This is a genomic window from Marivita sp. S2033 (assembly GCF_046592965.1).
In the GTDB taxonomy this organism is placed as follows: Bacteria; Pseudomonadota; Alphaproteobacteria; order Rhodobacterales; family Rhodobacteraceae; genus Marivita.
In genome coordinates, this window is the sequence record NZ_JBISBV010000018.1 from 1 (window position 1) to 20,094 (window position 20,094).

Consider the following 20,094-nt stretch of genomic DNA (forward strand, 5'->3'; position numbering starts at 1 on the left):
TGCGCGGCTTGGGGTCGTAGAAGACCGCGACGGTCGCGGTCCGAACACGGAGACGACCCCATGACCAAGCTTTCCGACACCCAGACGATCATCCTGTCCCGAGCGGCCCGGAACGAGGACCGCATTGCCCTGCCGCTGCCTGACAGCCTGCGCGGCGGAGCCGCCACCAAGGTGGTCGGCGCGATGCTCGCCAAAGGCTTCCTCGAAGAGGTCGACGCCGACATGCGCAAGAGCGAGTCCATTTGGCGCGAGACCGGCGACGGTCACGGAGTCACGCTGGCCGCCACCGACGCTGGCCTTGCAGCCATCGGCATCGAACCCGAGGACGCGAACACCGTGCCTGCGGGCGCGACGGACGCTCCGACAGAGGAGCCCGTGCAAAACGCCCCCACCGGACCCGAAGCCTCGCACAAGACGCGCACGCCGCGTGAGGGCACCAAACAGGCCACGCTGATTACGATGCTGCGCGCGCCGGACGGCGCGACCATCGAGGAGATCATGGCCGCGACGGACTGGCAGTCGCACACGGTGCGCGGCGCGATGTCCGGTGCGCTGAAAAAGAAGCTCGGGCTCAAGGTCAACTCGGAGAAGGTCGAGAACCGAGGACGGGTTTATCATATCGAGCGCTGATTTGATCCGCCGCGCCACTCAAGTCTCGACTATAGGGAAGCCGTCGCCTTGTCAGCGGCGGCTTCGTGCTTTTACCCGGATCGCCTCGAACAGCCGCCGCAAGGCGAAGGAACGGCCGATCGACACGATGGTGAAGATGGCTCCCATCGTCAGGTTCTGCGCCAGAGTCGTGTGCAGACCGAAAATCGGGAAGACAAGGATCTGGGTGGCGACCGCGACTCCGTAGCCGACGATCACATTGGCGACCGACTCGACCAGCGACATGGCGCGCGATTGCTTCATGCGGCCGCTTCCTCGTCGTTCGCGGGCTGGCCCAGCCGCTCGGCTTTGGACTCGGCGAAGGTCCGACCGTCGCCGTCAAGGATAGCCTCGCGACCGGTTTCGGCCTGCCAGCGTTCCACGGCGACATCGACATAGGCCGGGCTGATCTCCATCGCGAAGACGCGGCGACCGTTGGCTTCACCGGCCATGATCTGCGATCCGGATCCACAGAACGGCTCGTAGCAAAGACCGCCCCGCGCGACGTGCTGGCGCATAGGGATCCCAAAGGCGTCCAGCGGTTTCGGCGTCGGGTGGTCGGGCCGGTCGTCCTTGGCGAAGCTCGGCAGCGCCCATGTGGAAGGCAGCGTTTCCTCCGCCACCTTCGGCGGCCGGTTGGGGCGGCGCCAGCCCATGAAACAGGGCTCGTGCTTCCACAAATAATGCGACCGGGTCAGAACACCGCGGTCCTTCACCCAGATGATTTGCTGGTGCACGAAGGCACCGGCCTTTTCCCAGCAGGCCTCCAGCATCGCCTGACGGCGGGATGCGTGCCAGCAATACCAGGCGGCGTCTTCCGCAATCGCTTCGGCGACCGCAGCGGCGATGAAGCCGTCGTAGAGCTCCGCCCCCTGCGAGCTGTCGTCCCAGGTTGTGCCGTAGGACGCCGACCAGTCCTTGTTGCGGGTCGGGTGGTTCGATCCGTCGTAATCGACGAGGTATGGCGGGTCTGTCGCGAACAGGATCGCCCGCTCGCCGTTCATCAGGCGACGCACATCGGCGGTGCTGGTGCTGTCACCGCACAGCAACCGGTGTTCACCGAGGATCCAGAGATCGCCGGTGCGCGAGGCCGGATTGCGCGGTGGTTCAGGAACGGTCACCGGCGGCACGGAGCCACCAGCACCACCGTCTTGGCCGTCCTCCTCCGGCACATAGGCCAGCAGCTTGTCCAATTCGCCATCGGAGAACCCGACCAGCGACAGGTCGAAATCCTCGGCCAGTAGGTCATTCAGTTCCGCCGACAACAGTGCCTCATCCCAGGTCCCGAGTTCCGTCAGCTTGTTATCCGCGATCCGGTAAGCCCGGCGCTGCGCCTCGGTCAGATGTCCCAACACGATCACCGGCGCTTCGGTCAGCCCGAGCTGCGTGGCGGCCAGCACCCGGCCATGGCCCGCGATCAACTCGCCATCGTCGGCAACCAGACAGGGAACGGTCCAGCCGAACTCGGCCATGCTGGCGGCTATCTTCGCGACCTGATCCGCGCCATGCGCCTTCGCGTTTTTCGCATAAGGCTGGAGCTTGGCCAGGGACCAGGTCTCAATCGCTTCCGGGGCAAAGCTCAGGGTCATAGTGGTCGGTTCGCCTCAATCGGGTGGACTCCGGACACCGGCAGCCAGCCTGGACTCCGCAAATGGTCCAACGGCCGCCGGGGTGTCCGGCTCCAAGAGTTTGTTTTGTTGTGGTTTTCAGCAGATCGCGGGTGGATGCCCGCTGGGGTGGCTTCCCAAAAAACCGGCCCTGTCGCTGGCGATATTGCGCGCTTCGCCCGCCAGCATACGAAAGTGGCCCAAAAGGAACCAAGAATTCAATGGGTTACCCGATTGGATCCCGAGTGGATCCTTCGGTGGACCCCGGGGTCCAGCGGCGCGGGCCGTCCCGCGCGCGCCTCTCCCGAGTATATCCCTTTTCTAACCCCCAACCGGGCTTTCTGTCTCATCGAAAACTGTCCGGCGGACACTTTCCTAGTGGCTGCGGGCGCTTACGCGCCAGCGGCCAGTTCGATCACGCGGCGCTTCGACATGTTGCGGTTGAACCGTCGTCTGTTGAGGGTGAGCGCGATGACGGAAATCCCGAATTGCCAGTGCTGGTGGGCGGCAGAGCGCTGCAAACCGACCGCCCAGCAGATCTCTTTCCAGCGTTCGCCATGCGCCTTCATCCAGACGATCTTGCCATCGATGGGCTCGAGACAGGCGGTCCAGGTCAGCGTTTCCTCCATCCGGCTGATCGCCTGTGGTGAGGGCAGCACCCGCATCGGCTTCGGCTCCTGGCCCACCTTGTCGGCGAAGCTGTGAACCATCTCGGGCCATGTGCTGAAATACCCCTGCCTGCGGGGCTCAGGCAGACGCTTCAGAACGAAGGCGGCCTCGGCCAGCCGTTCCTCCACGAGGTCCGGTGTCCAGTCTGTCATTGCGACGCCTCCCGGTTTTGCGGGCACTGCCCGTACAGCTTCTCGCCGAGTTGCCGTACCAATTCCCGTTCGGGCCAGGTCAGGCGGTGATCGTCGATGGCCACGGCGAGCAGACCTTGCTCCTGCCAGCCAGCGCGTTTGACGTCGTCGGGGCTGCGGCGATGCCCGCCATAGCCCTTGGGCACAAACCGCATCCCGCTCATTGCATGCCCCCCTTTGTCTCCAGCGCCCAGAACAGGATCGCGATGGCATCGGCCTCGTTGTCATCGGCCGGGCTGAAACCACGTGCCCGGGCAGCAGCGATCATGGCCTCCTTGTTGGCGTTGCCCTTGCCGGTAGCAAACCGCTTGATGGTGCCGACGGGCACGCCCTCGTACGGCACGCCGCGCATCTCAGCCCATGCGGTCAAGGTGCCCATCAGACCCCCATAAACGTGGGCCGCGTCGGTGCCGGCGTGGCGGCGGACTTCCTCGAACCAGATTGCTGCGATGGGTCCGGACAGACGGTCGAACTCGCCCAGCCAATTGCTGAAGCGCAGGTAGCGCATGCCGCCACCGTCAAACCGACCGGGGCGGAAGGACACGGTGCCACTGGTGATCAGCCCGTCTGCGCCATGCAGGGCCCAGCCTGTGGTCGTGCCGAGATCAAGCGCTAGCAATGTGCGGTCGGCGCGGAAAGCAGGCGGCAGATCGGGGATTGCCTCCTGCATCCTGGTGGTCAGAGTCGCTTCAGCCATCGTGGTCTCCTTTTTGGGTTGGCTGCGGGGGTGGAAGACGACGGTGGTCATGTGCCTGGGCAGGTCGGGCCGCCGTCGTCGGATTGGAATGTGCAGGGAGCGTCAGAGCCCGCGCGCGCGGATACCCCGCGACGTATGTGAGGAGAGGCCAAACCTGCCGGTTGGCCTCCCCATACGTAGTATGGGGGCTTTCATTGTTCGTCCTCCAATCAGCGTAAGATGCTGAATTCATTTGGGTTTCGAGGACGAACAGAGGACGTACAAGAGGACGCACATGTTCGACCTCTTTTTGCTCCAAGTGATTGATTTCATTGGATTCAGGACGAACAACGGTGGAGGACGAACATGTTTGTCCTGAGGTCGAACAGAGGACGTACAAGTCAAAATCAGGCATTTTCATCCTCCCGGATCGACCAATCGGAAGGGTTTGTGAGGTCCATGCACTGCCCGTTGGAGGGCGATTTGTAGTGGCTCGGGACGACCGAAATGACGCTGTCCAGGACCTCTCCAGTCTCCGGGTCGATCCGGCCCTTGCGGCCGAACACCATGCCTTCGGCGCAGAGGTAGCCGAAGCGCGACCGGACCACGGAGTAACCGAATTTTGTGCCGTCCCGCAGGAAGCGGATGTCGCCTTTAGTTGCCAGCACATTGATGCGGTCGCGGATGGTGAACTGGCTCCCGAGGCCGCGCTGGTTCTCAAACGCCTCGCGGAATTGGGTTGAGGTGTAGAGTTTGCCCTCCGCTGCCTCGTCGATCAGGATCGACAGGATCACATCGCGCTTTCGGTCTCGCTCGGCATCATGCTTCGCACCAACTTCCTGGCGGACGAGGCGTTCGTTCATCGGGTTGATCTCGACCCATTGGCCAGCGACCTTGTCGATCACCTTCGGCAGCAACGCGGGACCATTGCGCAACTCGATCTCCAGTTTGCGCTGCGAGCAATCTTCGTCAGGGCGGTGCAGGATCAGGCCCGAGGTATAGAAGCCGCGCAGCGCGCTGGCGCCGGAGAGCGCCAGGAAGGGATCGTCCTTTACCTGCTGCTTTGAAAGCTTCTTGGTGTGGTGGATCAGGATAACCCCGCAGTCGGGGTCGATATGATCGCGCAGAACCTCCACCCGTTCCTTCAGGAAGAACATCATGGCGGTGTTGTCGTTCTCGCCGCCGCCGTCCGGGCCACCGTCGAAGAGGTTGCGGATCGGATCGACGCAGAGAATGTCGGGCGGTGCCTCCGGGAACGCGGATTGCACGGCGCGCGCAACGCGAACGCTGCCTTCATTGTCGAGCAGCATCTTGAGCTTTGGCGTGGCAACGAAGGTGTCGCGCGCGGCGGCCAACACCTCCGGTGGCAGGGCGATTTGCTTCAGCCGTTCCCGCAGATAGTGATACTGGATTTCCGCCTGCAGATAGAAAATCCGCAGCGGCCGTGGTGGCGTGAAGCCGAGGAACGGCACACCGGCGGCCATGTGGACCAACCAAGAGATCAGTAGGTCGCTCTTACCGACCTTGGGCGCGCCACCGAGCACCAGCAGCCCGCCCGGCGTCAGAACGCGCGGCGCGATGATGTCCTCCGGCATGGGGCTCTGGTCGTCCAGCAGTGCGCCGAGCGTGAAGGCAGGCATCTCCTGTGGCCCCGGTGCGCCGGACTCCAGTCGGATCAGCGGTGGTCCGTATTTCTCAACGTGCCGCTCCCAGAGCCGCTCGGACTCGCGCTTGAGTCGTTCGACCGGCCACTGGGGCCGCAGCATAGCAGCGTTGTAGCCACAGATGCCTTCCCAGCCTTCGTCCTTTGTCATCCGGCCCTCGTGGACCATGCGGATGAAGTGGCCGATCGCGGCGGACGCTCCCTCAAAGCGGGACCAGTCGTCCTGAGCCCCCTCGCGCACCGGCGTGACCAGCACATCGTCCATGGCAGGCTTATCCGGGTGAGAAAATTCGGGCTGCAGGGACAGGCCCGGTGCGGGCGGCATGTCGGTTACCGCCTCGATGAACTCCGCCAGATCGCGCTCGCGGTCGACGTTCAGCTCAACGATCCGCACCTGCGTTTTCAGGCTGTTTTTGTAATACACCGAGCCTGCCACCCGGATCGGCTGGTGGGCGGAGCGGAAATGCATGTCACCGCCGACCTTGGCGGCTATGTCGCCGCGCAGACGACAGACACGTCGAATGTCGTCGCCCTCGGCGGGCTCGGTCAGCACCCACCAGACATGGGCCTTGCGCTGACCCTCCGGTGTCACGCCGCCGCTTTCCACGACCATGCTGGGCGCGCCGAGGTGGCGCTCGAGGTGCGCACGCTTGGCGGCGATGTCACCGGTGTCGAGATCGACGACCACGGTCTGCATCTGGATAATCTCGGCGGCCTTGGCTTGCCCGGGTGCCGCGACTGTGCCGGGGATGACGTAGACCGCCGCGCCCTCACGCGAGGCCCATGTCGCGAAGGTCGCCATCTTTTCGGGCGCGGCCTGATCCGCCTCGAGCCAGATATTGTGCGGGCGGCCATCGATGCCCTGACCCTTGTCGATGAAACTGCGGACCGGGATCAGACCATCGCAATAGCCGAAGACGACCTGCATGAACTGGGCGATCTGCGCAGGATCGGGTTCGTCGCCGAACACGTCGATCTGCGGGGCGGCATCGTTGAAATCGCGCCAAGGATTGAAATGGACGATGTTTTCCTTGGGCGCATCGTGTGTCGTGGGTGCACCGGGCGTCGTGTCATCACGCATGGTCGGGTCCTGCTCGGGGTTGGATGGGTCGGTGGGTTCATCGGTCATGTGGCCAGCCCCCAGCACCGCTCGGCATGTGCGCAGAACCGGCACTCGAAGAAGTCGCGATTGGCGGCGATGCGGGGCAGCAACTCGCATGCGTCGGTGGCCTGCAGGATGCGCACGGCGCGGTCGGACATGCGCTGCGCCAGATCGGCATCGAACGGGACCAATTCATGGTGCAGCTCGGCGGTGTCCTTGTTGATCGCCGTAAACAGCGCCGGTGCCTGCGATATCCCTGGCACCGAGGGCTCCATGTAGGCCTGGTAGATCGCGATCTGGGCGGCATAGACGGGCTTCGACACCGTGACCCCATCCTTGACGCAGGCGCGCCAGTTCTTGGCGTTCATGGTCTTGCATTCCCAGAGCGCCGGGGCGCGCAAACCAAGTGCTGCCGGGGTATCAGCGATGATCCCGTCGACATGGCCACGGATGCGACCGCCCGCGACGGAGAAGCCGAACTGGCCACCGTCGCGTTTTTGGGTGACCAGATCGATCCCGGCCGCGCGCAGCCAACGGATCGCCAGATCCTCGAGCTGGTGGCCGATGGCGAAGATCCGCAACGTCTGACCGCTGAAATCGGCACCTTCATCCTTGGGCGCACCCGCGAACTCAAACTGAAGCGCGCGTTCGCAAGCATGACCCAGGCGGGATGCACCGAGATAGGTCCGGGGCGGCGTGGCCTCGCGTTCGGCAATGAGGGCTGCGTCGACCAGTGCGTTGATCCGGTCGGCCATGGAGGGCCGGTGGTTGAAATCCAGCATCAAAATGGAATCTCCGGTGTCTGGGCTTTGGCGATGTCGGCCATGGCCTCGCGGAAGCCCTCGACCGCTTCCTCGATCAGGGCGCGCACCTGTGCCTCGGTCAGATCGGCGAAGGCGGTCTGCCAGCCGATCTCGTCCATCAGGAGTGCCATGCGTTTCATGGTGGCGGTGACGGCGGCGCGTTCTTCTTCTGTCAGGTCAACCATGGCAAAACGCTCCCGCGCCAAACGCGTCCAGAAGCCTTGGCAGGGCATCGAGCAGAACCAGACCGATGGCCGGGGCCGCTTCGACCGGTGTGGATCGCGCCAGCCAAAACCACGCGTGGGTTGCCGGCAGACAGCACAGAGCGTTCCACGTGGATGCCAGAGACGCCGCCGGTCCTCGGCCGTGATGGGGGTTGGTGAGGTCATGGGTCATGCCGCCCTCCGTTCGGGATCGGCCACCGCATTTACGACCCCTTTGATAGCGCGCTTGTTGAAGCCGAAGGTCATCAGCGCCGAGGCGCGATATCGCGTCAGGCCGAAGTCATGGCGGCATTCAGGCGGCAGGTATTTCAGCTGCTTGTCCGTCGGTGGCTGGCGCAGCCATCCCCTTGTCTTGAAGGCGCTTTCATCACTCTCGTGGGCATTGAGCCAATCGTCGGCCTGCGCGAGGCACACGGTGCGTTCGCCGACGCCCAGAAGTCTCGGCCGCTCACCCCTGGCCCCGCCGATGGCGTACCAGACGCCCTCCATCCAGAAGATGCCGCCCCAGGCGGTGAAGCCCGTGGCCATCAGTGCGTCGTCCGTGCCGAAGAGATCGACCCAAGCGAAGCTGGAGCGTTTCAGCAGGTCGATTTCGGTCATGACAAAGCCCGAGAGTGGCACAGCGTCCGCGCCTGCTTCACCTTCGTCCTGCAGGAAAACCTCACCGCAGAGCGGGCATTCGGTGGCCGCGAGCGGAATCTCCGCCGCACAGGCCGGGCAAGATTTGGTCGGGGCTTCACCGATGCCGGTCTTGCCATACAGATCGACATCCTGTTCCAGCGTGCCGTGGATCAGGCTCGATGTCCCGAAATCCAGCACCACGCAGTCGGTCTTGACGAGGCCGGGGTGTTCCTTAGGATCGACGGTGCGCAGCCCGCGCCCAACCATCTGGATCATAGTGGATTTGTAGGAACTGGGCCGCAGCAGCACGACACAGGATGTGGGCGGATGATCCCAGCCCTCAGTGAGCACCGAAACGTTAACGACCACGCGGGTTTTGCCTGCCGCGTAATCGGCCAAGATGGCCTTGCGAGTCTCAGCCGCCAGATCGCCATGGATCAGCGCAGCCGTGATCCCCGCAGCCCGGAAGGCCTCGGTCACATGGTCCGCGTGGGCGACGGTGGAGCAGAACACGACGGTCTGACGATCTCCCGCTTTTTCGGTCCAGTGGCGGATCACTTCGTCGGTGACGGGCGCGCGGTCCATGATGTCCGCCACCTCGGTCATGTCGAAATCCGCGCTGGTCTTGCGAACCGACTTCAATTCCTCCTGGACGCCCACATCGATGACAAAGGTGCGCGGCGGCACGAGGTGGCCCGATGCGATCAACTCGCCCAGACGCACCTGGTCGGCGACATTGTCGAAGACCTCGCGCAAACCCTTGCGATCGCCCCGGGTCGGCGTTGCCGTCACCCCGAAGATCCGGGCTTGCGGATTGGCGTCGCGCACCCGGTCGATGATGCGCCGGTAGCTGTCCGCCACCGCATGATGCGCCTCATCGATCACCAGCAGATCAAGGCGCGGCATGTCGGCCAGGTTTGAGGCACGCGCCAGCGTAGGTACCATGGCGAAAGCAACCTGGCCGCCCCAGGATTTCTCGGTCGCGTCGATCACTGAGGTGGCTACGCCCGGCACCACGCGCTGGAACTTGGCGCGGTTCTGCGCCGTGAGCTCATCGCGATGCGCCAGAACACAGGCCTTGGCACCGTCACCGATCATCTCGCCGGTGACCGCCGAGAGCATGATGGTCTTGCCCGCGCCGGTAGGCGCCACGCCCAGCGTGTTGCCGCGGGAGCCGAGCGCAGCAACACTGCGCTCGACGAAGGTTTTCTGGCGGGGGCGCAATCGCATGACCGATCCCCCCTTACTGTGCCCAGCTCGGCCGCCCGGGGGCACCGGGGTTGACTGCTGGCGGATTGGACGAGGACGTTGGGGCGGCAGCATTCTGCTGCGGAGTGGCCCCCGGCCCGGCGTTACTACTGAACTGCAGGGGCGCCGCGCCCATGACCTGCGCATAGTCGCGATGATCGGGCGTGACCGCGCTACGGATCTCGTTCTTGTCGTCGCCGCTAGCATCGGTGCCGATGTCGATGCGGGCGATGAACTCGATCCCGTCGAGATCGGCAAATCCGCTGATGCGTCGCGCGGCCTGCGCCTCGGGCGACATGTCCTTGTCGGAAATCCCGCGCGCCGAGTTCAGCATCCCGCGCACCAGGCTGCGGCCCATGTTGGTCCAATCCGGACCCTTGGGGCTGTAAAGCCCGATCAGCGTGAAGATCTTGCGCCGGGCATATGGACCCTCGGTCACGGTGAATTCGCCATTGAGATAGACAGCACCGGTGGAGCCGCGCGTGGCATAGCCGCCGGTCCAGCCCTGCGAGGCATCATCGAAGCCGCCGGGGCGGATGGTCAGGCGCACCTTGGCCAGAGTACCCTTGGGGATGAGGTTGGTGTTGCTCTGCGCGTCGTTGAAATCGTTCCAGGAACCCATGGGGAACCTCCTTTTCTGATCAGGATTGCGGTTGGGATTGATCGGCACCGGCCGGATCGGCAGGCGGCGGGGCGTAGGTCAGGCGATCCGTCGCCGGGGTCACGGGCGTCCGGATCTTCGCCATAAGGCGGCCGAGATGGGGTTCTTCGACTTGGGCCAGACGGCCGGAGCGGTCCTTGGCCGGAAAGCCCCAGGGATTGATCGTCTGGCAGACAAAGGCCCGGTACGGATCGCCACCGTCGGCCTTCAGCTCCGCCATGGTGATCACCTCATCGACGATCCCCGGCAGCTCTAGCCCGGTCTTTGAGCCGTCGATCTGCGGCTGGAACACCTTGCGATTGAAGTCGTCGAGCTTCTCGTCGAGGATCCCGACGAACCAGACATTCTTGGCCCGTGTGTGCTGCAGATGGGTGAGCCAGTCGATCATCTCGCGGCCGTGCAGCCCGTAGGCTCCGCGCACATCAGGCTTGCCGGTCTTCTCCGACAGCGCCTCCGGCTGGCCCTTGCACCATCCGAAACACAGCCGCCCCGCCACGGTGATCGAGTCGACGAAGATGGTGTCGTAGCGGTCGAGTTCTGCCGGATCGCCAAAGCGGTCACAGACGGCGGCATAGTGTGCCGGGCTGTAAGGCTGCTCGTCGCGCAGCGCCGGGTTGGGCCCGCCGATGAACACCGCGAAATCCCGGCATTCCGTCCAGGTGCGCGGCCGGATGCTGTCTCCGGACCATCCTTCGATGGCCAGATCGCCCGCTTCGAGATCCATGAACAGCGTGAGCTTGGGATCGAGGGTCCACAGAAGGGAGGTTTTCCCAATTCCACTTTTCCCGAAGATGCAGCCCTTGATGCCGCGCGGCTCGGCCAACCGCTGGTCGGCGCTGATGATGGGGAGGCTCATTGCTCAGCCCCCTGCGGGACGATCTCGACCTTCAGCGTGCCGGGCCGGACGGTGCGTGCGGGCTCGAAGCCCTGCCGGATGGCCTCGGGCCAGGCCGCGTATTTGCGCTCCGGCACCTTGTAAGCGAAATCGACATATTCGGCGGGATCGTCCCCGGCATCGCGGATCCGCGCCACCATGTCGGCAAGCCGGTCCTGATCCCAATCCACCCGCTTCGGCAGATCGGCGACCACGGTGAAATCGCCATCATCAAAGCGGACTGTGCCGGTGTCCTTGCCCGAAACCTGCCGTTCTTCGGCGGCCCGGGTAGCATAGCGGATGGCCAGTCCGGCATCGAAGCGGGCCTTGGCGGCCTTGTCGCATTTCAGACGCTCCTCGATCTCGCGCTGCAGGATTGCCAGCAACTCGACCGGCAGCGCCGCGATTTCGGCTGTGCTGAGGGACGGCAGATCGTCGGGCGTGGGAGTGTTCTCGGGGAATGGCATGAATGGGTCTCCATGATCGGTGAAAAAGGATTGGAATGCGGGCATCACGCGGCCTCGAGCAGGCGGATCGACAGGGCGGCTCCGCTGGAACGGGGTTTGGGCCGGGCGACGGCGATATAGGCGAACTGGTCGGGGCCGATCCGCGCCTGGACGAGATGGACGAGGTTCTGCTCGGCCGCGCGAAGGGCGGCGGCCGCAACCTGGCGCAATGCACGCTGACGGTCGGCAGGCAACTTCGAGAGAACTGCGGTGGCATCCACCGCGAGAAACCCGCGGTGATAAATCAGCGTCTCGCCGGGTTCGGCCTGCGCGATCCATGCACAAAGCCCGACCTCGTCCAGACCGCCAGCGGCGCAGAACGGCACCACCCGGTCGGCTGTGAAATCATCGAGCCGGACCATCATGCGGCACCCGCATGGGCATCCGCGCCGGTGCTGTGGCGCAGCTGGTCCTGCTCGAACGCGGTGATGTCCTCCATGCGGTAAACCACACGGCCGCCCAGCTTCATGAACTGCGGGCCTTCTCCGGCCCACCGCCACCGCTCAAGCGTGCGGTGCGAGATGTTCCACCGCCGCGCGAGTTCTTTCTGATTGAGGTGTTTGAGCTGCATCTTCGTCTCCTGTCGCTCGCTGCGTTGGGAGGAAGATGCGAAATCCTGCTGTGGGATGTCGTCAGGATTGAAGTGGGATACGGAGGGGGATCAGTTTGCGCCTTGCAACTCAACGGCGAACGCCTTGGCGGGGGATTGTCATCCCACTCTCATCCCCCTGCGCATCCCACTGTGGAGCCGGAGGGACGCACGTGCTGGAACGGATGCGTCAGAATCAGCTGCAGCTCAGACGGTAATTGCCGCGACCGTTCGATTCGATCAGCGACCGCCACTGCTTCTGGGATTTGAACACGTCGGACATCTTCAGGCTCTTTGATCCCGCCGCCGACAAGATCGCCTTGCCACTCTGCCAGGCCTCACCTCGCTGCGCAGCCTGATGCAGCGCTCGGACAGCCTGCGCCTGGATCGGACCGAGGCGGAACTGGTGCCCGCCACATCGTACCTCCTGATAATCGGGCGACGCGCGGAATACTGGCAGATGCGGCCCGGTCTCCGCGGTGGAGAAGCCTGTTTCAGCCTCGAAACGATCACGTTCCTCGCGTCTTAGCAGCAAATCCTCAATGCTCAGAAGCACGCCATCGCGATCACCCCAGATCGACGCATAGCCCGACCCGGGCGTGCGGAAGTCGCTTACTGTCAATTCAGCGGCTCGAAAAAGCTGGAACACATCTCGCACATGCAGCTCAAGCAGTCCACTGTAGTAGCTCTGCTCGGCGGGCACCCGAAAGTGCTCACCCTCAAGGGTTTCCTCATAGTCGCCCAACTCAAGCGGGGTACCGAAGACACGCACCGACAACCGCAGCTTGTCGTTCTCTGCCAGATAGATCAGGTCGGCCTCGGAGATGGACCAACGATCGAGGATCTCCGGGAGCGTAAAATATGCCTTTTCGATCTCCATTTGACCCCCGATTCCTGAAAGCTAATGTTTATTGTTTGTTCTAATCCCTTGACGCCCTCCGATCAATCCTGTTTTATCCTATTTAATCCACAGATACCTGAGGAAAACATGATCGAGCATCACACGCTCTCCGACCGCCTCCGCGCCCGGGCTCAGCAACTCGGGCTCAGCCCCGCTCATGTCGCAGAGATGGCCGGGGTCAATCGATCCTTCGTCTATGACATCCTGCGCGGCCGCTCTGCGCGCCCGGGCATCGACAAGCTCGCAGAGGTCGCCCGCGTGCTGAAGGTCGAGCGGGAATGGTTGATCCACGGCATCGGTGAGGTCGAGGGCGAGCCGCCCTTCATCGAGAACCCTGACGAGACATTCGTGGCGATCGCACATGCCAGCCCGCGCCCCTCGATGGGCGGCGGCGCGGTGGTTACCGAAGATCACGACACCCCCGGCCGCGCCTATCACTTCCGTCGGTCCTGGATAAAGGGCAGCCTCAAGGCCAGCCCGTCGCAGCTGCGCATCATGCATGTTGAGGGCGACAGCATGTCACCGACCCTGCTGGACGGCGACACCGTGTTGGTCGACATGACCCGGCGAGCGCCGAACCCGCCCGGGATCTTCGTGCTGGATGACGGGATGGGGCTGGTGGCCAAGCGGCTTGAGCATGTCCCCAACAGCGATCCGCCTGCGGTCCGCGTGATATCAGACAACGGCTTCTACAGTCCCTATGAGCGCAGCGCCGAGGAAATCCACATCATCGGCCGCATCCGCTGGTTCGCGCGGGAGATTTGAGATGATCGAATTCCGCCAGATCGACGATGAAAACCCCGCCCTCGCGCATTCACCTATGGTGCGGGCGCTGGAAAAGACCTTAGCCTACATGGCTGAGCATGGCGGGATCGGGCTGACGCCGTCGAAAGCCTTCAAGCGGGTGTTCGTGCACTGGGCGGCGCGCGAGTTCGACTGGCCCGGCTATACCGAGGAAGACCTTTTCGCCATCAACAAGGTGCTGAACGAGATCGACTTCGGCCCGCTGATGGATCTGCACGATGTGATGATCGCGCTGAAGATCGGACGGCACTACAAGGGGCAGTTCAAACTGACCAAGGCAGGCCAGGGACTGGTCGGGCATCCTGGTCGCATCTTCGGCATCGTCACGCCGTTTTACCTGTTCGAGGTCAATCACGCCCGCTTCTCGCGCTTCGATGACGAGCCGATTTTGGGCAATTGGGACGTGTTCCTGAACGCGCTGAACGTCGAGACCGAGGACGGCGCGACCGGCGGCGACCTTCGACAGGTGCTGTTCGGTGAGCCCGATCCTGCCGGTGGTTTCGACGATGTGCTGAGCCGCCTCTACATCCAGGTGCTTCGGCCTCTCTGCTAGACAGGATTGCTGCAAGAGAACAGAGCCAAGGGGTTGCTTCGGACGAGAGAGAGTATGTTCACCAAGACGCCGCTATGGAGAGCGGCGCTGCGACTGGAAACAGATGGGATTGTGCCCGGAGCTACGCGCCACTGACTGGACCACACGTGAAGTCGTGCATGCTGACGAAGGGGGAAACGATCAAGCCATCGAAGCGGCTCAAACCACGGTCGCCCTAACTAGTTCCGGAATCTTCTTTCGAATTCTCTTGTAGGAATTGGGCAAACTTCCTGGAGAAAGTTGCCGTGTCGCGCTTAATACTGTCTCCTGTTTTTTTAACTGCTTCCTGCGGCCAATGAGTAATTCTTCAGATGTCCTTTCGGCGACTGGTATGCCCAAACTGGCAAACAGAATATTTTTTGCAGTCTCCGAGCCGACCAGGTCGATATCCATTGAATACCGAAAACAGAAAACCCCGGCTTCTTCCAAAAATCCCATAGCGCGAGAATGATTGGTGTGAAAAAAATCTAGAAGCTCAGCTCTCCTTACTGGATCAGGCACAATTTCCTCAACGAGACAAGCTGCTTTGAACTCCTTCTTATATTTTGGAAAACCTCTTGCATCTCTACTGGCATCGAGTTCATCGTTAAGATACGGTAAAAAATAGTCCTTATCGACAATAGCAGAGAAATCAATCTGAAGATTTTTAAGAAGATGATACGCGTACGGAAGTGAATCAACGCCATCCAGGCTGACAATTGACACGCTATATTTAGAGAAATCCAATCCACCGGATTCAATCAGGTAGTGTGCGAGTTCCGCATCTATTGGGCTTTCTGTTAAAATTACGTAGTCAGCAAAGAAAAATTCTGAGTTTCGCCTGCGGTGGAAATTATAGTATTTGGACCTATCGATACCCTGATCTAACCAAAAATTTCCAGAAAGTTGAGTGACAGTAACCTCAAAACCCCGAGTGGTCGAGGAGACTCTGCGGCAGAGTGCCACTTCTTCATGCTCAAGACTGTCAAGCATGACGGTCGAATGGGTCGTGAACAGGACCTGAAGTGGTAGCCTCTTCAAGGCCGCAAGCAACGATCTTTGAGCCTGCGGATGCAAGTTCTGTTCAGGTTCCTCAACTCCCAAAATGTATGTTCCGCCCAAGGACTCGGCCAAATATGAATAGAGTCCAATCGCAGCAAGGCTTTGGGTGCCACTTCCGCAATCGGAGATGTCGACTGAGGTGTTCCCATCTTTAACCCGCAACACAAGGTCCTGAATGAGCAAGCTGTAGTCAGGCGTAGACGCGTAATCGAGCTCAAATTCAAAAGGCCCATTGAGGTGCGTTAGATTTCGGAGATGCTTGCTAAGGCCTTTAAATGTACGATCCTTAATTATTGCAGTAGCCTCTGAAACCTTTGGGGAAATTCTATCTCTATTCTTGGTATAATTCTTTACCCACGACATCACCGCCGCTTTTAGGATACTATCATGCGCCCAACTCAACACCGTTTCAGTACGTGAAACTGGAATGTAGACGTAACGCACAAATTGATGCAAATCTTCGTGAAAACCTACTGGGGCAGCAACCCACGTTCCGTTGCTGAAAATTTCCCAATTCGCAGATTTTTTGTACTTTAGGCGCATGCGAACACTGGCACTACCAGCGATAACTCGTGGCAATTCACATTCAACGGGAGCCTCTGAAAACTCAAGATCAATGATCGCTGTCGACGTCTTTTGAAAAGCGTGCCGAGAATACTCAAAGTGAATGCGCTCATCCTGAAAATTGAAAAAAGCGTTTAACGCCCGTAGTATAGATGATTTCCCTCCGCTATTCTGACCAACCAAAGCGAGTTCGGTTCCAACGTCAATTTCCGCATTGCGAATTCCGCGAAACTTCTCGAGACGGATTTTTACTAGCTTCACAGCAATTCCTCGATAATCCTTTGCGATCGTACATCGGCCTTCGCCTGACCGCATTTTCAGTCCTCAACCATAGCTACTCGGAGTATCAAGCACGATCAACTGCGTTCAGCTACTCGTGACTACGACAACCCATTGTTTTAACTTGAAATCCCTTTCGCATCGCTGCCACCAAAGGACAAAACAGCTCCTGAGGTTCGCCCGCCATGCCCGATACCGACGTCAATTTCGCCCCGCCGCCCGAAAGCCTCACCACCGATGAGCGGCTGGCGGAACTCGCCCGGATCCTCGCTGCAGCCGTGGATCGCGCCAACCCACCGACAATAAACAAGAATTCTGCGAACGACGCAGACAGTTCGCTGGACATCCTCGCCCTTGTTCGCCGTCGTCGTCACCAACTGCGAACCCGAGTTGGAGAGGACGAATGACAAAAATGAAAACGAAATCAGTAGGAAAGAGGACAGGCATTGGCCCTGCGCAGGGCCACGCTGTCCTGGCGGACCTGGTCGCATTGAAGGCCATGACCGTGCCGGAGCTGCGTGAGAAGTGGGCGGCGATCTTTGACGCGGCCGCGCCGAATACCAGCCGCCAGAACCTCGAGCTGCGGCTTGGCTATCGCATTCAAGAACTGGCCCTTGGCGGCATTGGCCGCGACACGCGACGGACGCTGGATGCGCTGGCCGCCGAAGTGGCCTCTGGTGAACCGGGTCAAATGGTGTCCGATCCGCGCCGCCCGATGCCCGGCACCAAGCTGGTCCGCGAGTGGAATGGCGTCGAGCACACTGTGACCGTCTTGGCGAAGGGCTTTGAGTGGCAAGGCCGCCGGTACAAGTCGCTCTCCGGCGCAGCGCGGGCCATCACCGGCGCGAACTGGAACGGCTGGAAGTTCTTCGGCTTCACTCCACGCCCGAGGATCAGCAAATGACGCACCAGCCGCAACCGCCCCGCCGCCTGCGCTGCGCGATCTACACCCGCAAGTCGAGCGAGGAAGGGCTCGACATGGAATTCAACAGCCTCGACGCGCAGAGGGAGGCCTGCGAGGCCTACATCGCGAGCCAGAAGGCCGAGGGTTGGGTCTGCCTGCGTGATGAATACGATGACGGCGGCTTCTCCGGCGGCACGCTGGAACGCCCCGCGCTCAAGGACCTGATCGCCGATATCGAGGACGGGCTGATCGACATTGTCGTGGTCTACAAGATCGACCGCCTCAGCCGCGCGCTGATGGATTTCTCCAAGCTGGTCGAGATCTTCGACAGGCACGGCGTCACCTTTGTATCCGTCACACAGTCCTTCAACACCACGACGTCCATGGGACGGCTGACGCTGAACATCCTGCTCAGCTTCGCCCAGTTCGAGCGCGAGGTCATCGGCGAGCGGATCCGCGACAAGGTCGCTGCCTCACGCAAGAAGGGCATCTGGATGGGTGGACCGGTGCCGCTGGGTTACAACGTGAAAGATCGCAAGCTGATCGTGGATCCGGTCGAGGCCGAGACGGTGCGGACGATCTTCACGCTCTACGCCCGGTCCAGTTCCACGGCGCAGGTGATCCGCGAGTTGGACGCGCGCGCGATCCTGACGAAGACTGGCAGGCCTTACGACAAGACCTCGCTCCTCAAGACCCTGCACAACAAGGTCTATCGCGGCCTCGCCGTCCACAAAGGCAACGCCTATCCCGGCGAGCACGAAGCGATCATCGACGAGACGCTGTGGGACGATGTGCACGAGGTGATCGCGAACAACCGATATGTTAGGAAGGCTGCGGCCCAAGAGCCTTCACCGGCGCTGCTGCGCGGGCTGATCTTCACCGAGACCGGCGTCGCGATGACCCCGCATCACACCAAGAAAGGCACGCGCCGCTATCGTTACTACGTCTCGATGGACGTGATCAAGAAACGCCCCAAGGCCGAGCTGCGCGGGCCGCAGCGGCTGCCCGGCGGCATGGTCGAGGATGCTGTGATTGGCGAAATCCGCCGCCTGCTGCGCACCCCCGAGGTTGCCGCGCGGGTGTCGCGGACCCTGCGCAAGGATCGGCCAGACCTCGGCGAGGAAGCGATCAGCGCTTCGCTCGCCCAGTTCGACGAGATGTGGAACGCACTGATCCCTGCCGAACAGGCGCGCGTTGTGAGGCTTCTGGTGGCGCGCGTCACGGCCAGCGAGGCCGGGCTGGCGGTCGATCTGCGCCATGAGGGCTTGGGCGCGATTGCCGCGCTGATGGCCCCGTCAAAGCCGGAGGTGGCGTGATGGCCGAGCCAGAAACCCTCCGCATCCACATACCGCTCACCATGCGCAATCGCGGCGGCCGCCCGCGCATCCTGCCGCCCAAAGAAATAGAGGTCGCCATGGATCGCGGCCAGGACGCCCGCCTCCTGCGCGCCATCGGCCGCGCGTGGGACTGGCGGCGCAAGCTGGAGCGCGGCGACGTCAACACCATCGCCGATCTTGCCAGAGAGGAAGGCATCTCCGACCGCTATGTCAGCCGGGTGATCCGGCTAGCATGGCTCGCGCCCTCCGTGCTGGAACGGCTCGTCCTGCGACGCGAACCCACGGTGCTGTCGATCTTCGACCTCTGCGGCGTGGCTGAGCAGCCGTGGTCCGAGCAGCCGGGGCGAGTATTTGACTAGCCCTCAATGAAAGCTGGCCTGAAAACTCGTGGCGGTCAGCGACACGTGGGCGTCCAGCGGCGGGCGCAGTTCGAACGCCTTCGGCTCGCGTGCAAAGTGATAGAGCCGCATGAGACACCAGTCCGCCCGCAGTTCGTCGGCAACAGCCAGCTCCTTTCGCGAAATATGGAATGGTGTGCGTTCCCAGCCGTTGGTCGTCTTCACTTCGATCAGACGGGGCCGACCATCCGGCGCATAACTGGCGATATCATACCCCGCGCCATCGCCATCCTCCTCCGAGACCCATCGCACCTTTGACGCAAGATCAGAGCGCCCGGAGCCAGCCAGCACCGCTTTCTCATGCGCCAGCGTGCGTTCTTCTCCGGCCCGACCAAGCGCACGGTTGCGCTCATCGCGTTCGGCGACGTCAAACTTGCGGGCGGTGGCGATGGTTTGCTCAAGTTCAGCCGGAGGCGGTTGGTTGCTGAGCGTCGGGGGCGGTCCAATCCAAAGTTGAGCCGCCTCGCGGAGGCCCATCGCGGGCCGGTCCGGAATGCGAGACAGCCAGCCGGGGTTGAGTTCCAGCCAACGCGCCACCGCCTCTTCTAGTGTGCCCTGGTAGTTTTGCGCGGGCTTGTAGCCGGGGATCCAGTCCTCTCCGAGGGCCCTGAGAACCGCGCTAATGTTCTGGTGCTTGAACTCAATCGAACTGCGGTTGCGGTCGATCTGGGCCTGAAGATCGCGATTGTGCGCGGCTTTGTTATAGGACTGACCAGCGAAGTCCGCAGCCAGCATCGCGAAGTAATCCGCGACGATCAGGTCATTCTCTGCATCTGTCCAAGGCCCGTTCGACATGCGGCCAGGCTAGACGCGGGAAAATCATTTGTCATCGGCAGTTTCGTCGGGGGAATGGGATGCGAACCCACCCAAGAAATTCGCCGATTTACGCTGTCATCCCGAGCAACGCGCCTACTGCGTGTTCTGTCTATGTTGCCATCGATATCGTTCGGAACGCGCGTTTGGGTTTTGGCGGGGTTTAAATGCAGGTCATTGAAAAGGAACGTTAAAAAAGGACCGAACCGAAACGGGTGAGGTTCGCCCAAACTGAGACTGAGGGCCATTCTGAGCCCAGCTTCAGCTAGGCGGCGCGTCTATGAGGTTCGGTCGATTTCCGCAAACCCCTTTGATAAAACGGAAAAATCCGTGCCCGTCAGGGCGGTGTCACTGGTTCGCAATGGGGATAATGGCGGAG

Annotated in this window: 25 protein-coding genes; 7 read left to right on the forward strand and 18 right to left on the reverse strand. The window is 61.9% G+C overall.

What is annotated here, in order from left to right; all coding sequences use genetic code 11:
- Positions 1-60 precede the first annotated feature (60 nt).
- Positions 61-630, forward strand: a complete 570-nt coding sequence (locus ACGKZZ_RS16390) for a DUF3489 domain-containing protein (protein WP_411224604.1) — start codon at positions 61-63, stop codon at positions 628-630.
- 51 nt (positions 631-681) lie between these two features.
- On the opposite strand, the gene ACGKZZ_RS16395 is transcribed toward ACGKZZ_RS16390, so the two are convergent.
- The 16 genes from ACGKZZ_RS16395 to ACGKZZ_RS16470 all read right to left on the reverse strand — a co-directional run bounded on the left by ACGKZZ_RS16395 (position 682) and on the right by ACGKZZ_RS16470 (position 12,962).
- Positions 682-912, reverse strand: a complete 231-nt coding sequence (locus ACGKZZ_RS16395) for a hypothetical protein (protein ID WP_411224605.1) — start codon at positions 910-912, stop codon at positions 682-684.
- Positions 909-2,237 carry a site-specific DNA-methyltransferase gene (locus tag ACGKZZ_RS16400; protein ID WP_411224606.1) on the reverse strand — a complete coding sequence of 443 codons (1,329 nt, stop codon included), beginning with the start codon at positions 2,235-2,237 and terminating at the stop codon, positions 909-911. The genes ACGKZZ_RS16395 and ACGKZZ_RS16400 overlap by 4 nt, the downstream gene beginning before the upstream one ends.
- Before the next feature lie 410 nt (positions 2,238-2,647).
- Entirely contained in the window at positions 2,648-3,076 is a 429-nt protein-coding gene (locus ACGKZZ_RS16405; RefSeq protein WP_411224607.1) for a DUF6362 family protein, read from the reverse strand.
- On the reverse strand, positions 3,073-3,270 hold the full coding sequence (locus ACGKZZ_RS16410) for a hypothetical protein (RefSeq protein WP_411224626.1): 198 nt from the start codon (positions 3,268-3,270) through the stop codon (positions 3,073-3,075). The genes ACGKZZ_RS16405 and ACGKZZ_RS16410 overlap by 4 nt, the downstream gene beginning before the upstream one ends.
- Positions 3,271-3,275: 5 nt before the next feature.
- Positions 3,276-3,785 (reverse strand): crossover junction endodeoxyribonuclease RuvC, encoded by a 510-nt coding sequence (locus ACGKZZ_RS16415; RefSeq protein ID WP_411224627.1) that lies wholly within the window; start codon positions 3,783-3,785, stop codon positions 3,276-3,278.
- 413 nt (positions 3,786-4,198) lie between these two features.
- Positions 4,199-6,583, reverse strand: coding sequence for an AAA family ATPase (locus ACGKZZ_RS16420; RefSeq protein WP_411224608.1), 2,385 nt, complete (start codon positions 6,581-6,583; stop codon positions 4,199-4,201).
- Entirely contained in the window at positions 6,580-7,338 is a 759-nt protein-coding gene (locus tag ACGKZZ_RS16425) for a hypothetical protein (protein WP_411224609.1), read from the reverse strand. The genes ACGKZZ_RS16420 and ACGKZZ_RS16425 overlap by 4 nt, the downstream gene beginning before the upstream one ends.
- On the reverse strand, positions 7,338-7,544 hold the full coding sequence (locus tag ACGKZZ_RS16430; RefSeq protein ID WP_411224610.1) for a DUF6511 domain-containing protein: 207 nt from the start codon (positions 7,542-7,544) through the stop codon (positions 7,338-7,340). Before ACGKZZ_RS16430 ends, ACGKZZ_RS16425 begins: the two co-directional genes overlap by 1 nt.
- Positions 7,537-7,755, reverse strand: a complete 219-nt coding sequence (locus ACGKZZ_RS16435) for a hypothetical protein (protein WP_411224611.1) — start codon at positions 7,753-7,755, stop codon at positions 7,537-7,539. The genes ACGKZZ_RS16430 and ACGKZZ_RS16435 overlap by 8 nt, the downstream gene beginning before the upstream one ends.
- Positions 7,752-9,434: a DEAD/DEAH box helicase gene (locus ACGKZZ_RS16440; RefSeq protein WP_411224612.1), complete on the reverse strand. Its 1,683-nt coding sequence runs from the start codon at positions 9,432-9,434 to the stop codon at positions 7,752-7,754. The genes ACGKZZ_RS16435 and ACGKZZ_RS16440 overlap by 4 nt, the downstream gene beginning before the upstream one ends.
- 13 nt (positions 9,435-9,447) lie before the next feature.
- Positions 9,448-10,074, reverse strand: a complete 627-nt coding sequence (locus ACGKZZ_RS16445) for a hypothetical protein (RefSeq protein ID WP_411224613.1) — start codon at positions 10,072-10,074, stop codon at positions 9,448-9,450.
- A 19-nt stretch (positions 10,075-10,093) separates the two neighbouring features.
- Complete coding sequence (locus ACGKZZ_RS16450) at positions 10,094-10,969, reverse strand: ATP-binding protein (RefSeq protein WP_411224614.1); 876 nt, start codon at positions 10,967-10,969, stop codon at positions 10,094-10,096.
- Positions 10,966-11,454: a hypothetical protein gene (locus tag ACGKZZ_RS16455; RefSeq protein WP_411224615.1), complete on the reverse strand. Its 489-nt coding sequence runs from the start codon at positions 11,452-11,454 to the stop codon at positions 10,966-10,968. Before ACGKZZ_RS16455 ends, ACGKZZ_RS16450 begins: the two co-directional genes overlap by 4 nt.
- Before the next feature lie 44 nt (positions 11,455-11,498).
- Entirely contained in the window at positions 11,499-11,858 is a 360-nt protein-coding gene (locus ACGKZZ_RS16460) for a hypothetical protein (protein ID WP_411224616.1), read from the reverse strand.
- On the reverse strand, positions 11,855-12,064 hold the full coding sequence (locus ACGKZZ_RS16465) for a helix-turn-helix transcriptional regulator (RefSeq protein ID WP_029058679.1): 210 nt from the start codon (positions 12,062-12,064) through the stop codon (positions 11,855-11,857). Before ACGKZZ_RS16465 ends, ACGKZZ_RS16460 begins: the two co-directional genes overlap by 4 nt.
- A gap of 214 nt (positions 12,065-12,278) precedes the next feature.
- Entirely contained in the window at positions 12,279-12,962 is a 684-nt protein-coding gene (locus ACGKZZ_RS16470) for a hypothetical protein (protein WP_411224617.1), read from the reverse strand.
- 108 nt (positions 12,963-13,070) lie between these two features.
- Here ACGKZZ_RS16470 and ACGKZZ_RS16475 point away from each other — a divergent pair, with 108 nt between their 5' ends.
- On the forward strand, positions 13,071-13,748 hold the full coding sequence (locus ACGKZZ_RS16475; protein ID WP_411224618.1) for a S24 family peptidase: 678 nt from the start codon (positions 13,071-13,073) through the stop codon (positions 13,746-13,748).
- Position 13,749: 1 nt separating this feature from the next.
- A complete protein-coding gene (locus ACGKZZ_RS16480; RefSeq protein ID WP_411224619.1) occupies positions 13,750-14,340 on the forward strand; it encodes a hypothetical protein in 591 nt (196 codons plus the stop codon).
- Positions 14,341-14,538: 198 nt separating this feature from the next.
- On the opposite strand, the gene ACGKZZ_RS16485 is transcribed toward ACGKZZ_RS16480, so the two are convergent.
- Positions 14,539-16,245 carry an ATP-dependent nuclease gene (locus tag ACGKZZ_RS16485; protein WP_411224620.1) on the reverse strand — a complete coding sequence of 569 codons (1,707 nt, stop codon included), beginning with the start codon at positions 16,243-16,245 and terminating at the stop codon, positions 14,539-14,541.
- A gap of 203 nt (positions 16,246-16,448) precedes the next feature.
- Between ACGKZZ_RS16485 and ACGKZZ_RS16490 the strand changes: the two genes are divergently transcribed.
- The 4 genes from ACGKZZ_RS16490 to ACGKZZ_RS16505 are packed head-to-tail and all read left to right on the forward strand — an operon-like array spanning position 16,449 to position 18,863.
- A complete protein-coding gene (locus tag ACGKZZ_RS16490; protein ID WP_411224621.1) occupies positions 16,449-16,670 on the forward strand; it encodes a hypothetical protein in 222 nt (73 codons plus the stop codon).
- Positions 16,667-17,167, forward strand: a complete 501-nt coding sequence (locus ACGKZZ_RS16495) for a DUF2924 domain-containing protein (protein WP_411224622.1) — start codon at positions 16,667-16,669, stop codon at positions 17,165-17,167. The genes ACGKZZ_RS16490 and ACGKZZ_RS16495 overlap by 4 nt, the downstream gene beginning before the upstream one ends.
- On the forward strand, positions 17,164-18,483 hold the full coding sequence (locus tag ACGKZZ_RS16500) for a recombinase family protein (protein WP_411224623.1): 1,320 nt from the start codon (positions 17,164-17,166) through the stop codon (positions 18,481-18,483). The genes ACGKZZ_RS16495 and ACGKZZ_RS16500 overlap by 4 nt, the downstream gene beginning before the upstream one ends.
- Positions 18,483-18,863, forward strand: coding sequence for a hypothetical protein (locus ACGKZZ_RS16505; protein WP_411224624.1), 381 nt, complete (start codon positions 18,483-18,485; stop codon positions 18,861-18,863). The genes ACGKZZ_RS16500 and ACGKZZ_RS16505 overlap by 1 nt, the downstream gene beginning before the upstream one ends.
- A gap of 3 nt (positions 18,864-18,866) precedes the next feature.
- Here ACGKZZ_RS16505 and ACGKZZ_RS16510 read toward each other — a convergent pair whose 3' ends face one another.
- A complete protein-coding gene (locus ACGKZZ_RS16510) occupies positions 18,867-19,697 on the reverse strand; it encodes a DUF3883 domain-containing protein (protein WP_411224625.1) in 831 nt (276 codons plus the stop codon).
- Positions 19,698-20,094: the final 397 nt, after the last annotated feature.

Bases quoted from the DNA above. Each gene is read 5' to 3' on its own strand.
- ACGKZZ_RS16490 (WP_411224621.1), top strand. From the start codon at position 16,449: ATGCCCGATACCGACGTCAATTTCGCCCCGCCGCCCGAAAGCCTCACC.
- ACGKZZ_RS16445 (WP_411224613.1), bottom strand. From the start codon at position 10,074: ATGGGTTCCTGGAACGATTTCAACGACGCGCAGAGCAACACCAACCTC.
- ACGKZZ_RS16500 (WP_411224623.1), top strand. From the start codon at position 17,164: ATGACGCACCAGCCGCAACCGCCCCGCCGCCTGCGCTGCGCGATCTAC.
- ACGKZZ_RS16510 (WP_411224625.1), bottom strand. From the start codon at position 19,697: ATGTCGAACGGGCCTTGGACAGATGCAGAGAATGACCTGATCGTCGCG.
- ACGKZZ_RS16505 (WP_411224624.1), top strand. From the start codon at position 18,483: ATGGCCGAGCCAGAAACCCTCCGCATCCACATACCGCTCACCATGCGC.
- ACGKZZ_RS16455 (WP_411224615.1), bottom strand. From the start codon at position 11,454: ATGCCATTCCCCGAGAACACTCCCACGCCCGACGATCTGCCGTCCCTC.
- ACGKZZ_RS16425 (WP_411224609.1), bottom strand. From the start codon at position 7,338: ATGCTGGATTTCAACCACCGGCCCTCCATGGCCGACCGGATCAACGCA.
- ACGKZZ_RS16470 (WP_411224617.1), bottom strand. From the start codon at position 12,962: ATGGAGATCGAAAAGGCATATTTTACGCTCCCGGAGATCCTCGATCGT.
- ACGKZZ_RS16495 (WP_411224622.1), top strand. From the start codon at position 16,667: ATGACAAAAATGAAAACGAAATCAGTAGGAAAGAGGACAGGCATTGGC.
- ACGKZZ_RS16405 (WP_411224607.1), bottom strand. From the start codon at position 3,076: ATGACAGACTGGACACCGGACCTCGTGGAGGAACGGCTGGCCGAGGCC.
- ACGKZZ_RS16400 (WP_411224606.1), bottom strand. From the start codon at position 2,237: ATGACCCTGAGCTTTGCCCCGGAAGCGATTGAGACCTGGTCCCTGGCC.
- ACGKZZ_RS16475 (WP_411224618.1), top strand. From the start codon at position 13,071: ATGATCGAGCATCACACGCTCTCCGACCGCCTCCGCGCCCGGGCTCAG.
- ACGKZZ_RS16435 (WP_411224611.1), bottom strand. From the start codon at position 7,755: ATGACCCATGACCTCACCAACCCCCATCACGGCCGAGGACCGGCGGCG.
- ACGKZZ_RS16450 (WP_411224614.1), bottom strand. From the start codon at position 10,969: ATGAGCCTCCCCATCATCAGCGCCGACCAGCGGTTGGCCGAGCCGCGC.
- ACGKZZ_RS16390 (WP_411224604.1), top strand. From the start codon at position 61: ATGACCAAGCTTTCCGACACCCAGACGATCATCCTGTCCCGAGCGGCC.
- ACGKZZ_RS16420 (WP_411224608.1), bottom strand. From the start codon at position 6,583: ATGACCGATGAACCCACCGACCCATCCAACCCCGAGCAGGACCCGACC.
- ACGKZZ_RS16460 (WP_411224616.1), bottom strand. From the start codon at position 11,858: ATGATGGTCCGGCTCGATGATTTCACAGCCGACCGGGTGGTGCCGTTC.
- ACGKZZ_RS16440 (WP_411224612.1), bottom strand. From the start codon at position 9,434: ATGCGATTGCGCCCCCGCCAGAAAACCTTCGTCGAGCGCAGTGTTGCT.
- ACGKZZ_RS16480 (WP_411224619.1), top strand. From the start codon at position 13,750: ATGATCGAATTCCGCCAGATCGACGATGAAAACCCCGCCCTCGCGCAT.
- ACGKZZ_RS16415 (WP_411224627.1), bottom strand. From the start codon at position 3,785: ATGCAGGAGGCAATCCCCGATCTGCCGCCTGCTTTCCGCGCCGACCGC.
- ACGKZZ_RS16430 (WP_411224610.1), bottom strand. From the start codon at position 7,544: ATGGTTGACCTGACAGAAGAAGAACGCGCCGCCGTCACCGCCACCATG.
- ACGKZZ_RS16395 (WP_411224605.1), bottom strand. From the start codon at position 912: ATGAAGCAATCGCGCGCCATGTCGCTGGTCGAGTCGGTCGCCAATGTG.
- ACGKZZ_RS16465 (WP_029058679.1), bottom strand. From the start codon at position 12,064: ATGCAGCTCAAACACCTCAATCAGAAAGAACTCGCGCGGCGGTGGAAC.
- ACGKZZ_RS16410 (WP_411224626.1), bottom strand. From the start codon at position 3,270: ATGCGGTTTGTGCCCAAGGGCTATGGCGGGCATCGCCGCAGCCCCGAC.